Below are 14791 nucleotides of genomic sequence, written 5' to 3'. Positions count from 1 at the left end.
ACTGATCGGAGGAGTGATGGTGAACATGTCTCATGTTACCGCTGAGCGACTTTTCCGCCCTGCGAGATTGTGCCAGTATGGAACGCAGCCTTTTGGCCTTGTTGAGCGTTGTCGGGAGCAAGTGTGAGCAGCAAAGTAGAGCAACTGCGAGCGCAGTTAAATGAACGAATTCTGGTGCTGGACGGCGGCATGGGCACCATGATCCAGGGGTATCGTCTGAGTGAAGATGATTTCCGCGGCGAACGCTTCGCTGACTGGCCATGTGACCTGAAAGGGAACAACGACCTGCTGGTGCTCAGCAAGCCGTCCGTGATTAAAGATATCCACAACGCCTACTTCGAAGCGGGTGCGGATATCATTGAAACCAACACCTTTAACTCGACAACCATCGCCATGGCGGATTACCAGATGGAATCCCTGTCGGCGGAAATCAACCTGGAAGCCGCGAAGCTGGCGCGCGCCTGCGCCGACGAGTGGACGGCCCGCACGCCGGACAAGCCTCGCTACGTTGCCGGGGTGCTTGGCCCAACCAACCGCACCGCGTCGATTTCACCGGACGTCAACGACCCGGCGTTTCGTAATATCACCTTTGACCAGCTGGTTGCTGCCTACCGTGAATCGACCAAAGCGCTGGTGGAAGGCGGTTCCGATCTGATCCTGATTGAAACGGTATTCGACACCCTCAACGCCAAGGCCGCGATTTACGCGGTAAAAGAGGAGTTTGAGGCGCTGGGCGTTGACCTGCCGATCATGATTTCCGGTACCATCACCGACGCTTCCGGACGCACTCTGTCCGGCCAGACCACCGAAGCGTTTTATAACTCCCTGCGTCACGCCGACGCGCTCTCCTTCGGCCTGAACTGCGCGCTGGGGCCGGATGAACTGCGCCAGTACGTGCAGGAGCTTTCGCGCATTGCGGAATGCTACGTCACCGCCCACCCGAACGCCGGTCTGCCGAACGCCTTCGGCGAATACGATCTTGATGCCGATACCATGGCGGCGCAAATCCGCGAGTGGGCCGAGTCTGGGTTTCTGAACATCGTCGGCGGCTGCTGCGGCACCACGCCTGAACATATCGCTGCTATGAGCAACGCCGTGGCGGGGCTGCCGCCGCGCAAGCTGCCCGAGCTTCCGGTTGCCTGTCGTCTCTCCGGCCTTGAGCCGTTGACCATCGGCGAAGACAGCCTGTTTGTGAACGTGGGCGAGCGTACGAACGTTACCGGTTCCGCGAAGTTCAAACGCCTGATCAAAGAAGAGAAGTACAGCGAAGCGCTGGACGTCGCGCGTCAGCAGGTGGAAAACGGCGCGCAGATTATTGATATCAACATGGATGAGGGGATGCTCGACGCCGAAGCGGCGATGGTGCGTTTCCTCAACCTGATTGCCGGTGAGCCGGACATCGCCCGCGTGCCGATCATGATCGACTCCTCCAAATGGGAAGTGATCGAGAAGGGGCTCAAGTGCATTCAGGGAAAAGGCATCGTCAACTCTATCTCGATGAAAGAGGGCGTGGAGATCTTTATCCACCACGCGAAAATGGTGCGCCGCTACGGTGCCGCCGTGGTGGTGATGGCCTTTGACGAAGTGGGCCAGGCCGATACCCGCGCGCGTAAAATTGAGATTTGCCGCCGGGCATACAAAATTTTAACCGAAGAGGTAGGCTTCCCCCCGGAAGACATCATCTTTGACCCGAACATCTTCGCCGTGGCGACCGGTATCGAAGAGCACAATAACTACGCCCAGGACTTTATCGGCGCGTGCGAGGACATTAAGCGCGAGCTGCCGCATGCGCTGATCTCCGGCGGCGTGTCGAACGTGTCGTTCTCGTTCCGCGGTAACGACCCGGTGCGCGAAGCGATCCACGCCGTGTTCCTCTACTACGCCATCCGCAACGGGATGGACATGGGGATCGTCAACGCCGGCCAGCTGGCGATTTACGACGACCTGCCCGCAGAGCTGCGCGACGCGGTTGAAGACGTGATCCTTAACCGTCGCGATGACGCCACCGAGCGCATGCTGGACCTGGCGGAAAAATACCGCGGCAGCAAATCGGATGAATCGGCCAACGTTCAGCAGGCCGAGTGGCGCGCCTGGGACGTGAAAAAGCGTCTGGAATATTCGCTGGTAAAAGGCATCACCGAGTTTATCGAGCAGGATACCGAAGAGGCGCGTCAGCAGTCAGCCCGCCCGATCGAGGTGATCGAAGGGCCGCTGATGGACGGCATGAACGTGGTAGGCGATCTGTTCGGTGAGGGCAAAATGTTCCTGCCGCAGGTGGTGAAATCTGCCCGCGTGATGAAGCAGGCCGTGGCGTACCTGGAGCCGTTTATCGAGGCCAGCAAAGAGAAAGGCTCCAGCAACGGCAAAATGGTCATTGCCACCGTCAAGGGCGACGTGCACGACATCGGCAAGAACATTGTCGGTGTGGTGCTGCAGTGCAATAACTACGAGATTATCGACCTTGGCGTCATGGTCCCGGCGGATAAAATCCTCAAGACCGCGCGCGAAGTGAATGCCGACCTGATTGGCCTCTCCGGGCTGATCACCCCGTCGCTGGACGAGATGGTTAACGTGGCGAAGGAGATGGAGCGCCAGGGCTTCACCATTCCTCTGCTGATTGGTGGGGCGACCACCTCCAAAGCGCACACGGCGGTGAAAATCGAGCAGAACTACAGCGGCCCGACGGTGTACGTGCAAAACGCCTCGCGCACGGTGGGCGTGGTCTCCGCACTGCTCTCTGACACCCAGCGCGACGAGTTTGTTGAGCGCACCCGCAAAGAGTACGAAACCGTTCGCATCCAGCACGGGCGCAAGAAACCGCGCACCCCGCCAGTTTCACTCCAGGCGGCGCGCGATAACGATCTGGCTTTTGACTGGTCGAGCTATAAGCCGCCGGTCGCGCATCGGCTGGGCGTTCAGGAGGTCAGCGCCAGCATAGAAACGCTGCGCAACTACATCGACTGGACGCCGTTCTTTATGACCTGGTCGCTGGCGGGCAAATATCCGCGCATCCTGGAAGATGAGGTCGTAGGTGAAGAAGCGAAACGCCTGTTTAAAGATGCCAACGATATGCTCGACACGCTGAGTGCTGAGAAAACCCTCAATCCGCGCGGCGTGGTGGGGCTATTCCCGGCCAACCGCGTGGGAGACGACATCGAAATTTATCGCGATGAAACCCGCACCCACGTGCTGGCGGTCAGCCGCCATCTGCGTCAGCAAACCGAGAAAGTGGGCTTTGCCAACTACTGCCTGGCCGATTTTGTCGCGCCGAAGCTGAGCGGAAAAGCCGACTATATCGGCGCCTTTGCGGTAACCGGCGGTCTGGAAGAAGATGCGCTGGCGGACGCGTACGAAGCGCAGCACGACGATTACAATAAAATCATGGTGAAAGCGATAGCCGACCGCCTGGCGGAAGCCTTCGCCGAGTACCTGCACGAGCGCGTGCGCAAGGTGCACTGGGGCTACGCGGCGAACGAAAACCTCAGCAACGAGGAGCTGATCCGCGAAAACTACCAGGGTATTCGTCCGGCACCGGGATATCCGGCCTGTCCGGAACACACCGAAAAGGGCACTATCTGGCAACTGCTGGATGTCGAAGCCCATACCGGAATGAAGCTCACCGAGTCGTTCGCCATGTGGCCGGGTGCGTCCGTCTCCGGCTGGTACTTCAGCCACCCGGACAGCAAGTACTTTGCCGTGGCGCAGCTGCAGCGCGATCAGATTGAAGATTACGCCCTGCGCAAAGGCATGAGCGTATCAGAAGTCGAGCGCTGGCTGGCACCGAATTTAGGCTACGACGCAGACTAACGTCACTTTTCCTTACAACAAACAGGGCACCTCAAGGGTGCCTTGTCTCTTTCTTACGCTTAAACCCTTATACTGAACCTATGGAAAACGAATAACGATAAGGAGGAAAACCTTTCGTGCTGACCTTGTTACACCTGCTTTCTGCAGTCGCACTGCTCGTATGGGGCACCCATATCGTTCGTACCGGCGTGATGCGCGTCTTTGGCGCGCGCTTGCGTACCGTTCTCAGCAGCAGCGTTGAGAAGAAGCCGCTCGCCTTCTGCGCGGGTATTGGCGTAACGGCACTGGTGCAGAGCAGTAACGCCACAACCCTGCTTGTCACCTCCTTTGTGGCGCAGGATCTGGTGGCGCTGGCTCCGGCGCTGGTCATTGTGCTGGGGGCCGACGTGGGGACCGCGCTGATGGCGCGTATCCTGACCTTCGATCTCTCCTGGCTGTCGCCGCTGCTGATTTTTGTCGGCGTCATCTTCTTCCTCGGCCGCAAACAGACGCGCGCCGGCCAGCTTGGACGCGTGGGCATTGGCCTGGGGCTGATTCTGCTGGCGCTGGAGCTGATTGTGCAGGCGGTCACCCCTATTACCGAGGCCAACGGCGTTCAGGTCATCTTCGCTTCCCTGACCGGGGACATCATGCTCGACGCGCTGATTGGCGCGGTGTTTGCCATCGTCAGCTACTCCAGCCTGGCCGCCGTGCTGCTGACGGCCACGCTTACCGCCGCCGGGGCGATCTCCTTCCCGGTGGCGCTGTGTCTGGTGATAGGTGCCAACCTCGGCTCTGGCCTGCTGGCGATGCTCAATAACAGCGCGGCCAACGCTGCCGCCCGCCGCGTGGCGCTCGGTAGCCTGCTGTTTAAGCTGGTGGGCAGCCTGATTATCCTGCCCTTTATCCATCCGCTGGCGAACCTGATGGACAACCTCCCGCTGCCGAAGGCGGAGCTGGTGATCTACTTCCACGTGTTTTATAACCTGGTGCGCTGCCTGTCGATGGTGCCTTTTGCCGGGCCGATGGCCCGCTTCTGCGAACGTCTCATTCAGGACGAACCGGAGCTGGATGCGCGCCTGAAGCCGAAGCACCTGGATACGTCCGCGCTGGATACCCCGGCACTGGCGCTGGCGAATGCCGCGCGCGAGACGCTGCGCATGGGCGACGCGATTGAAACCATGCTCGAAGGCCTGCAAAAGGTGATGCACGGCGAGCCGCGAGAGGAGAAAGAGCTGCGCAGACTGGCGGACGATATCAACGTGCTCTATACCGCCATTAAGCTTTACCTGGCGCGCATGCCGCAGGACGAACTGGCGGAAGAGGAGTCCCGCCGCTGGGCGGAAATCATTGAGATGTCGCTTAACCTTGAGCAGGCCTCCGATATTGTTGAGCGCATGGGCAGCGAGATAGCCGATAAATCGCTGGCCGCACGCCGGGCGTTCTCCGTTGAAGGCTTAAAAGAGCTTGAAGCGCTGCACGAACAGCTGGTCAGCAACCTCAAGCTGGCGATGCTGGTCTTCTTTTCCAGCGACGTGCCGAGCGCGCGCCGCCTGCGCCGCAACAAGCATCGTTTCCGTATCCTGAACCGCCGCTATTCGCACGCCCACGTTGAGCGTCTTCACCAGCAGAACGTGCAGAGCATCGAAACCAGCTCGCTTCATCTGGGGCTGCTGGGGGATATGAAGCGTCTCAACTCGTTGTTCTGCGCGGTGGCCTACAGCGTGATGGAACAGCCGGATGAAGATGACGAGCGGGATGAGTATTAATCTCTGAAAGCGCCTCGCAAAACTTTTTTGCGAGGCGTGACACCTTATCATGCGCCATTTACACACTACACTTCGCCAATTCATGCGCATTCCGATGGGGGGCTCATGCGCACTACTCATGGCTGCACTGCAGGAGCAGTTTCGTGCGCATCAGCGCGCAGAGTGGTTAGCAGAAAATAAAGTTTCTATCGAGGCCATTAACCAGTGGGTTGATGAAAACGGCTCCTTTAGTGACTTTCAGAGGTCATTCTGATGGATCAATAGGCAGGCATATCGCCAAAAGAGTTAGGCGAGCGTATCGCCGATCTTACGCAAAACAGTGCTTCATTGCGGGATGCACTCGATTTTTTGATCAACGGTTACTAACACTTTTTTGTCAGCCGCAAGGTAAGGTATATTTCGCCCTTCACAGGAGAAACTATGCTGCCAACTCAATCAACCCGATTAAACAAATACATTAGCGAGAGCGGAATCTGCTCACGTCGCGAGGCTGACCGTTACATTGAACAAGGTAACGTGTTTCTTAACGGCAAACGCGCCACCATCGGCGACCAGGTGGTCCCTGGCGATGTGGTTAAAGTGAATGGTCAGGTCATCGAACCGCGTGATGCTGAAGACCTGGTGTTTATCGCGTTGAACAAACCGGTTGGGATTGTCAGCACCACGGAAGACGGCGAGCGGGACAACATCGTTGATTTCGTGAACCACAGCAGCCGTATCTTCCCGATCGGCCGTCTGGATAAAGACTCTCAGGGGCTGATTTTCCTCACCAACCACGGCGATCTGGTCAACAAGATCCTGCGTGCCGGTAACGATCACGAAAAAGAGTACATTGTGACGGTGAATAAGCCGGTCACGGACGACTTTATTCGCGGCATGGGCGCCGGTGTGCCGATCCTCGGTACCGTCACGAAAAAGTGTAAGGTGAAGAAAGAAGCGCCGTTCGCGTTCCGCATTACGCTGGTGCAGGGCTTAAACCGCCAGATCCGCCGCATGTGCGAGTACTTCGGTTATGAAGTGACGAAGCTGGAGCGCACGCGCATCATGAACGTCAGCCTGTCAGGCATCCCGCTGGGCGAGTGGCGCGATTTAACGGATGACGAGCTGATTGAACTCTTCAAGCTTATCGAGAATTCCTCGTCCGAAGCGAAGCCGAAGGCCAAAGCAAAACCGAAAACCCAGGCGATTAAGCGCCCGGTGGTGAAGGCGCCGCAGGCGGAAGATAAGGGGCGAGGCAAGCCGGGCAACGGAAAACGCTTTACCCAGCCGGGGCGTAAAAAGAAAGGGCGCTGATTAGCGCCTTCCACGGGTTGATGTGGTGGCGGACCAGGAAAAGGTCGCTTCTGCATCAGGTTTATAAGCCTGCTCTTTTTTCAGCTTGCGGGCCTTTTTCGCCGCGGCGTCACGTTGCGCCATCAGCTTATCGATGTACTCTTTTTTCACCTGATTGGTTTCGGCGTTCGTCAGCGTGCGGCCATGTGCGATACGAGCGCGGTCGAGAAGCGTTTTCAGCTCGCGCTGCTCGGCTTCCGTCATGTCTTTCTGGGTCAAACGTGGTGTAGCCATTGCTGAAGCCTCCTGATGTGGAGGCTTCAGTGTAAAGCAAGCAGCGTAAATTAACCCTGCTTCACCGCATCTTTTTTCGTTTGTTCCTCAATCGGTTTGCCGGACCAGTAGCCCGCCAGCAGAGAGCCGGAGAGATTGTGCCAGACGGAGAACAGCGCACCCGGCAGGGCCGCCAGCGGCGAGAAGTAGATTTTACCGAGCGCCGCCGCCAGGCCGGAGTTCTGCATCCCTACCTCGATTGCCAGCGTGCGGCAGGTCGATTCGTCGAAGCCAAACAGTTTCCCGCCCCAGTAGCCGCCCAGCAGGCCGATGGTGTTATGCAGCACAACCGCGACGATCACCACAAAGCCTACGGAAGCAATGTGCGAGGCGGAGCCCGCCACCACGGCGCTGATGATGGCCAGAATGCAGATCATCGAAAACGCGGGCAGATACGGCTCAACGGCCTTCACCACGCGAGGGAACAGGTGGTGAATGACCAGCCCCAGCGCAATCGGGATCACCACGATTTGCAGAATGCTCAGCAGCATCCCCATCACGTCCACCTGAATATGCGCATCCACGTACAGGCGGGTTAACAGCGGCGTGGCAATCACGCCCACCAGCGTGGAGACGGACGAGATAGTGACGGAGAGCGCCACGTCGCCTTTCGCCAGATAGATCATGACGTTGGACGCCGTGCCGCTGGCGACGCTGCCCACCAGCACCATCCCGGCGGAGAGATCGGGCGGCATCTTAAAAGCCATCGCCAGCAGCCACGCCGCGAGCGGCATCACCAGATAGTGCAGAAATATTCCTGCCGCGACGGGCGCAGGGCGAGACAGCACGCGTTTGAAGTCGTCGACTTTCAGATGCACGCCCATACCGAACATGATCAGCATCAGCAGCGTGGTGACCCACGGACCAATACCGGTGAACGTGGTGGGCGTGTAATACGCGAGTACGGAGAGCAGCAGCGCCCATAACGGGAACAGCCGCGTAATAGCGGATAACATAATGATTTCCTTGCGATGAATGTTGCGTGTGTTTGTTATAAAAAGCCGGGATCGAGCCCGGCTATAGTTATTGTTTATCGCGTAAGGAAGTAATATTCAAATGAATTATGACCGGATGCTTTCCCAGCTCAGACTAAAGCGAGCCAGATATTTGCGCAGTCGGTCGGCGTCGTTAGGATTGGCTTTTTTGAGCCGTGAAACGGCAAACAGCTCACGTCCGGCTTCAGACAACGATGCGCTGCGGCGACATACCTCCAGCACCGTTTCCAGTTGCCGCTGGTCAAAGAGGTCAATCTCCATGTCAGTTGCAGGCTGCGTCACGTCAGTTTGCCAGTCGGTCTGAAGCCGGGAGATCTCCTCCAGCACCAGATCCTGAGTAATACGCCCTCGTTCCGCCAGCGTCGCCATGCGTGCGACGCTGGCGCTCAGTTCGCGAAAGTTGCCCCGCCACAGCGCTCTGCTGGAACAGGCAAAGGCCAGATAGCCTTCGCGTGCCTCTTTATCGAAGCGGATTTGCGTCTGGCTTTCGCGAGAGAAACGTTGAAGTTCGTAGTCAACATTCGGCGTGATGTCTTCTTTCCGTTGGGCAAGGCCGGGTAATGCAAAGCTCCACATATTAATACGGGCATAGAGATCTTCACGAAAACGTCCTTCTGCCACCCACTGGCGCATATCACGGTGGGTTCCGGCGATAAGTTGAAAATCGCTGTGAACTTCTTTATCGGAGCCAAACGGGAAAAAAGTTTTCTCTTCAATGGCTTTGAGCAGCATCGCCTGTTCATCCAGGCCTAGTTCGGCAATCTCGTCGAGGAAAAGGACACCGCCATCGGCTTCACGCAGCAGGCCGCTGCGCGCCGACAGTGCGCCGGTAAAGGCCCCTTTCACATGGCCGAACAGCGTGGACATGGCGTTATCACCGCGCAGGGTCGCGCAGTTGACGGAAACCAGTTTTCCGGAAACCTGATGGCGTGACTGCTTAAGCTGATAAATGCGGTTCGCGAGGAACGACTTGCCCGCGCCGGTGGGGCCGGTCAGCAGGATCGGGGCTGTTGAACGTAGCGCCACGCGTTCAATCTTGTCGATCAGACTGTTAAAGGTGGCATTTCGCGTCTCAATACCCGCTTTCAGAAATGAGATTGACTGCTGCTGCTCGCGCTGAAAACGGTTGGTAAGGGTCGTGTAGCGGCTTAAATCCAGGTCGATAATTGAGTAAGTTCCGGCTGCAGTCTCCTCAGCAGAGGCTTCTTTTCTGGCAGGGCCAGTCTGCAAAAGGCTGGCGGGAAGATAGCGGGCTTCCGTCAGCAGGAACCAGCAGATCTGCGCCACATGCGTGCCGGTGGTGATGTGGACGAAATACTCTTCGCGATCGGTATCAAAAGTGTACTGGGTGGCGAAATCGAGAAACGCGGCATAAACCTCTTCGAAATCCCACGGGTCTTCAATGATTACCGTGCTTGGACGCACCTCGGTGTGGGGGGAAACCAGCACAATATCTTCCGCCAGTTGCTGAGCCATGCCGAGATCTCGCGGTTGATGTAGCAGCTCCAGCCTGTCGACCGGGAAATCCGGCTGTTGGCACAGCCCGACGGTCGGTCGCCATTTGCGAAAGCGATTAGCCCGCTTTCCCCGTTTATCCATCACGGTGCCAAGCACCCCGATCACCACCTTCCGCTTCTTCATGTTTATCCAGAAAGATAATTGTCGATATAGCAGGATAAGAAATGTTGAGCCGAACGGCAATGCATGAAAAGCGCGATAAATAAAAATCATTAATTATCAATAAAATAAAAAAATAAAACAGCGATTTTTGTTTTTGGCACGCTTCTGGCAATAAAGATAACGTCACGACGTTGAGCACACTGGGGGTTAAGGCCCCGTCGGCGCACCAGGAACGGCAAGGCTGTTTTCCGGGGGCGTTCCGTCAACCAATGACAGATAGAAGGGTTCGATTCCCGATTCATTCTCCCAATGAAAACTGGTTGTAAACATCAAAGTAAAAACGGGTATTGCGCAGTCAGTAATCCCAATGAAGGTCGCCGGTAATGGCGCCGGATCGCAGGCGAAAAGGCATTCCCCTGTGATTTCGTGCCTGCACCCGCGCCTGACTTTAAGGAATATAAAATGGCTAAAAAAATCACGATAAAAAAAGGTCAGTTAGGACTGGTAGCAAAAGCTGGCGATTATTACCGGGTACTGGAGGCGGGTGAACACCGTCTGGGTTGGTTCAATACTGACGACGTGCTGGTGGTGAGCCAGGATGGCAGCGAGGTGCCGGGTGCGCTGGCGGATTATCTGCGCCGCTTTCAGCCTGACTGGGTGGTACGTTACTGCCTGGCGGTTGACCTTACTGCAGATGAAATCGGGGTGTTATCGAACAACGGCGTATTGCAGGAAATTGTGCCGCCTTCGACTCGTCGTCTGTACTGGCAGCAGGATGCGGCGTTGACCCTGCAAAGAATCGATACCCGCGACGTGCGGGTGCCAGTGGACGTGATGAATGCTGCTCTGCAACCGCGTCGTAATGGCGCGCTAAAGGGGCGCGACGCGATGCTGGTCGTACAGGTACCTGCCTGGCACGTCGGGGTGGTGAAAATCGACGGAGAAATTCAGGCACTGTTACCGCCGGGACTGACGGCTTACTGGAAAATTAACCATCTGGTTGAGGCAGAGGTAGTGGATACGCGCCTTCAGGTGGTGGAAGTGAGCGGGCAGGAGATCCTGACGAAGGACAAAGTTAACCTGCGCCTGAACCTGGCGGCTAACTGGCGCTACAGCGACGTGCTGCAGGCCTGCGGACAGCTTACGAAACCGCTGGAACATTTGTACCGCGAACTCCAGTTCGCACTGCGTGAGGCGGTCGGCACCCGCACGCTCGATGAGTTACTGGAAGATAAGCAGATCATTGATGAGGTGGTCAGCAAACAGGTGCAAGGCCGCCTGTCATCCTTTGGAATGGAAATTGCGTCGCTTGGGGTAAAAGATATTGTTTTACCTGGTGATATGAAAACAATTTTATCCCGTCTGGTAGAGGCCGAAAAATCGGCCCAGGCGAATGTTATTCGCCGACGTGAAGAAACGGCGGCGACACGATCGCTGTTAAACACCGCAAAGGTGATGGAGAACAACCCGGTGGCGCTGCGTTTAAAAGAGCTGGAAACCCTGGAAAGGGTCGCGGAGCGTATCGACAAAATTTCAGTATTTGGTGGCCTGGACCAGGTATTACACGGCCTTGTTAACCTGAAAGGATAACGCAATGCAACAGAATGATTTTGAATTACTGACGGCGTCAAACGGCGCCCCGATCAAAATGTGGACTCACGGCGTTCCCGTGGAGCCAGAGGCACAGGCGCAGTTACTGAATACTGCAAAGATGCCGTTTATTTTCAAACACCTTGCGGTGATGCCCGACGTTCATCTCGGTAAAGGCTCAACCATCGGCAGCGTGATTCCGACCAAAGGGGCAATTATTCCTGCGGCGGTTGGCGTGGATATTGGCTGCGGGATGATTGCCGTTCGCACGTCGCTGGTGGCCGGTGATTTGCCGGATAATCTCAGCGGTTTACGTAGCGCCATTGAACAGGCAGTACCGCATGGGAGAACCAATACGCGTTCTCGACGGGATAAAGGCGCGTGGGAAACGCCACCGAAAGAAGTGGACGATCGCTGGTTGGTGTTGGCCCCACGTTTTAAACAACTCACGGAAAAATACCCGCAGTTGCGGAAAACCAACAACTACCAGCATCTGGGCACGCTGGGTACCGGAAACCACTTTATTGAAATTTGCCTCGATGAGCAGCAGCGCGTCTGGGTGATGTTGCACAGCGGCTCGCGCGGCGTAGGAAACGCCATCGGTAATGTGTTTATCGCCCTGGCACAGCAGGATATGCAGCATCACCTGGGACATCTGCCGGATAAAAATCTGGCCTATTTTCAGGAGGGGAGTCGTCACTATGAGGACTACATTGAGGCGGTGGAGTGGGCGCAGGATTTTGCCCGCCACAATCGGGAAGTGATGATGTCGCGCGTGCTGGCGGCGCTCTCTCGCGAAGTGACAAAGCCCTTTATTACGCAGCAGGAGGCGGTTAACTGCCATCACAACTATGTGCAGAAAGAGCATCACTTTGGGGAAGAGGTACTGATCACGCGCAAAGGTGCGGTGTCGGCGCAGAAAGGGCAGATGGGGATTATTCCGGGCTCAATGGGCGCAAAGAGCTTCATCGTGCGTGGCCTCGGCAACGAGCAAAGCTTCTGTTCCTGCAGCCACGGCGCCGGGCGAGTGATGAGCCGAACGGCGGCAAAAAAACGCTATACCCTTAGCGACCATATTCAGGCGACCTCTCACGTAGAGTGTCGCAAAGACAATGAGGTGATCGATGAAACGCCGATGGCCTATAAAGACATTGACGCCGTGATGGCCGCGCAATCGTCTCTGGTGGAGATCGTTCACACCCTGCGTCAGGTAGTGTGTGTAAAAGGATAAAAAAATGAGCAACAACGATGTTGATAGCGCGATGCGCGCACGTGTCTGCGCGCAACTTCGCGATATAGAGCAGCGCTATAACGTGCGCGTGCTCTACGCCTGTGAATCGGGCAGCCGGGGATGGGGATTTGCCTCACCGGATAGCGATTATGATGTGCGGTTTTTGTACGTTCACCACCCAGAATGGTATCTGCGCGTCGAATCCCAGCGGGATGTGATCGAGCTGCCGATAGATGATGAACTGGACGTTTGTGGCTGGGAATGGCGCAAGGCACTGGGCCTGCTGAAGGGGGCAAACCCGACGCTTATCGAGTGGCTGGATTCCCCTGTTGTTTATCAGGAGGATGAGACGGTAGTGGCCGAGTTGCGTGCGCTGATACCTGCGTGGTTTTCGCCATTGCGCGCCCGCTGGCATTATTACTCAATGGCCCGAAAAAACTTCCGTGGATATTTACAGGGGGAAACGGTTCGGCTGAAAAAGTACTTTTATGTTCTGCGCCCTTTGCTGGCGGCGCGGTGGGTAGAAGCGGGGAAAGGCGTTCCACCGATGCGTTTTGCCGAACTGCTTGCCGGGAGCGAACTGTGCGCGCCGTTACGTGCGGAAATCGATGCATTACTGGAAATAAAACAGCGCGCAGGTGAAGCGGAATATGGTCCTAAACGGCCCTTACTCCACGCTTTTTTGCAAAGTGAGCTGGTGAGAGGAGAAGTGCCGCCGGTACTACCCGACAGCAGAGAAGGAAATTTAAAAGATCTGGATTCGCTGCTGATGAGAACAGTTATGAAAAGCTAGAGAATGGCCCGGTAGTGAAAACGCCCGGGCCACTCTTGCGCTTATTCAAACAAATTCTGATGAAGTTTCTGCACGACCTGCTCGGCCTGATCGGCTGGCACCAGGAAGCAGAGGTTATAGCTGGACGCACCGTAGCAAATCATGCGGATGTTGAACGGGTCGAGCACGCCAAATACCTCTTTGCCCACGCCGCAGGCGCGCGACAGCTTGTTGCCAATGATGGCAACCAGCGCCAGGTCTTCTTCCACTTCCACGCGGCACAGCTCAGACAGCTCAATCAGCAGCGACTGCGTCAGCAGGGTGTCACCCGTTGAGGTTGAACCGGTGGTGTCCAGCGTCAGCGCAATGCTCACTTCCGAGGTGGTGATCAGATCCACGGAGATGTTGTGGCGTGCCAGAATGCCAAACACTTCCGCCAGGAAACCGCGGGAGTGCAGCATATTGTGGCTGTGCAGGGTGACCAGCGTCTGGCGACGGCGCAGGGCCAGGGCGCGGAACAGCGGCGGGTTTTCCGTTTTCTTGCAGACCAGCGTCCCGCCCGCTTTCGGATCTTTACTGGAGCCGACAAAGACCGGAATATCGCTGCGTACGGCTGGCAGCAGCGTGGCCGGGTGCAGCACTTTCGCGCCGAAGGTGGCCATTTCCGCCGCTTCTTCAAACGCGATCACATCAATACGTTTCGCCGCAGAAACGACGCGCGGGTCGGTGGTGTAAATGCCCGGAACGTCAGTCCAGATATCCACGCGCGTGGCATGCAGGGCCTCGCCCAGTAGCGCTGCGGTGTAGTCGCTGCCGCCACGGCCAAGCGTGGTGGTGCGGCCCTTCGCTTCGCTGCCGATAAAGCCCTGTGTGATTACGATGCCGTCTGCCAGACGCGGGGCCAGCTGCTGATTGGTCAGTTCCGCCAGCGCCTCAACGTCCGGCTCGGCGCGGCCAAAGCGGTCGCTGGTGCGCATCACTTTACGCACGTCAAACCACTGCGCCTGAACGTTACGCTCGCGCATGATTTCAACAAACAGCAGGGTGGACATCAGCTCACCGTGGCTGACCAGCTCGTCGGTCAGGGCGGTGGAGGTTGCCAGAGAAGCCGCTTCTGCCAGGGTGGTGATATTTTCCAGCAGACGTTCCACTTCCTCGCGGATGACGTTAGGGTTCTGCAGACGTTCAAGAATGTCGAACTGAATTTTGCGCAGTGCATCCAGCTTCACGAAACGTTCTGTCGCTTCCAGTCCTTCAGACAGAGAAACCAGCAGGTTCGTCACGCCGGCTGATGCAGACAGCACCACCAGGCGGGTATTCGGATCGGCCAGCACCACATCGGCGCTGCGGTTCATGGCATCGTAATCGGCCACACTGGTGCCGCCAAACTTGGCGACCACAAAACTCGTCATAACAACCTCGT

General features: G+C 56.9%; 11 protein-coding genes. 7 read left to right on the top strand and 4 right to left on the bottom strand.

Annotated features, from left to right (window positions below):
• Nucleotides 1–123: 123 nt before the first annotated feature.
• From metH to rluF, 4 genes are all read left to right on the top strand, one after another.
• Nucleotides 124–3807, top strand: coding sequence for a methionine synthase (metH, locus tag AC4IBF_RS20640; protein WP_491463074.1), 3684 nt, complete (start codon nt 124–126; stop codon nt 3805–3807).
• A 116-nt stretch (nt 3808–3923) separates the two neighbouring features.
• The gene (locus tag AC4IBF_RS20635) at nt 3924–5555 is read left to right on the top strand and encodes a Na/Pi cotransporter family protein (protein WP_252093646.1); all 1632 of its coding nucleotides are present in this window, start codon (nt 3924–3926) and stop codon (nt 5553–5555) included.
• 49 nt (nt 5556–5604) lie between these two features.
• The gene (locus AC4IBF_RS20630; RefSeq protein ID WP_127729223.1) at nt 5605–5808 is read left to right on the top strand and encodes a type II toxin-antitoxin system CcdA family antitoxin; all 204 of its coding nucleotides are present in this window, start codon (nt 5605–5607) and stop codon (nt 5806–5808) included.
• A 167-nt stretch (nt 5809–5975) separates the two neighbouring features.
• Nucleotides 5976–6848: a 23S rRNA pseudouridine(2604) synthase RluF gene (gene rluF / locus AC4IBF_RS20625; protein ID WP_252093647.1), complete on the top strand. Its 873-nt coding sequence runs from the start codon at nt 5976–5978 to the stop codon at nt 6846–6848.
• Here rluF and AC4IBF_RS20620 read toward each other — a convergent pair whose 3' ends face one another.
• The 3 genes from AC4IBF_RS20620 to rtcR form a co-directional block, all read right to left on the bottom strand.
• A complete protein-coding gene (locus AC4IBF_RS20620; protein ID WP_023309994.1) occupies nt 6849–7121 on the bottom strand; it encodes a YjbD family protein in 273 nt (90 codons plus the stop codon).
• 50 nt (nt 7122–7171) lie between these two features.
• Nucleotides 7172–8116, bottom strand: coding sequence for a ketopantoate/pantoate/pantothenate transporter PanS (panS, locus tag AC4IBF_RS20615; RefSeq protein ID WP_252093648.1), 945 nt, complete (start codon nt 8114–8116; stop codon nt 7172–7174).
• A gap of 105 nt (nt 8117–8221) precedes the next feature.
• A complete protein-coding gene (rtcR, locus tag AC4IBF_RS20610; protein WP_039024657.1) occupies nt 8222–9796 on the bottom strand; it encodes an RNA repair transcriptional activator RtcR in 1575 nt (524 codons plus the stop codon).
• A gap of 441 nt (nt 9797–10237) precedes the next feature.
• On the opposite strand from rtcR, the gene AC4IBF_RS20605 reads away from it, so the two are divergent.
• The 3 genes from AC4IBF_RS20605 to AC4IBF_RS20595 are packed head-to-tail and all read left to right on the top strand — an operon-like array spanning nt 10238 to nt 13389.
• Complete coding sequence (locus AC4IBF_RS20605) at nt 10238–11365, top strand: slipin family protein (protein ID WP_023618733.1); 1128 nt, start codon at nt 10238–10240, stop codon at nt 11363–11365.
• 4 nt (nt 11366–11369) lie between these two features.
• A complete protein-coding gene (locus AC4IBF_RS20600) occupies nt 11370–12596 on the top strand; it encodes an RtcB family protein (RefSeq protein WP_491463073.1) in 1227 nt (408 codons plus the stop codon).
• 4 nt (nt 12597–12600) lie between these two features.
• A complete protein-coding gene (locus tag AC4IBF_RS20595) occupies nt 12601–13389 on the top strand; it encodes a nucleotidyltransferase domain-containing protein (protein ID WP_115876950.1) in 789 nt (262 codons plus the stop codon).
• Nucleotides 13390–13430: 41 nt separating this feature from the next.
• Here AC4IBF_RS20595 and lysC read toward each other — a convergent pair whose 3' ends face one another.
• Nucleotides 13431–14780, bottom strand: a complete 1350-nt coding sequence (gene lysC, locus AC4IBF_RS20590; protein ID WP_033144379.1) for a lysine-sensitive aspartokinase 3 — start codon at nt 14778–14780, stop codon at nt 13431–13433.
• Between the last annotated feature and the right edge of the window lie 11 nt (nt 14781–14791).

It is taken from the genome of Enterobacter sp. Taxon_8, from assembly GCF_058354585.1.
Note: the sequence above shows the minus strand (reverse complement) of the source record. Positions and strands in the feature narration are given on the sequence as shown.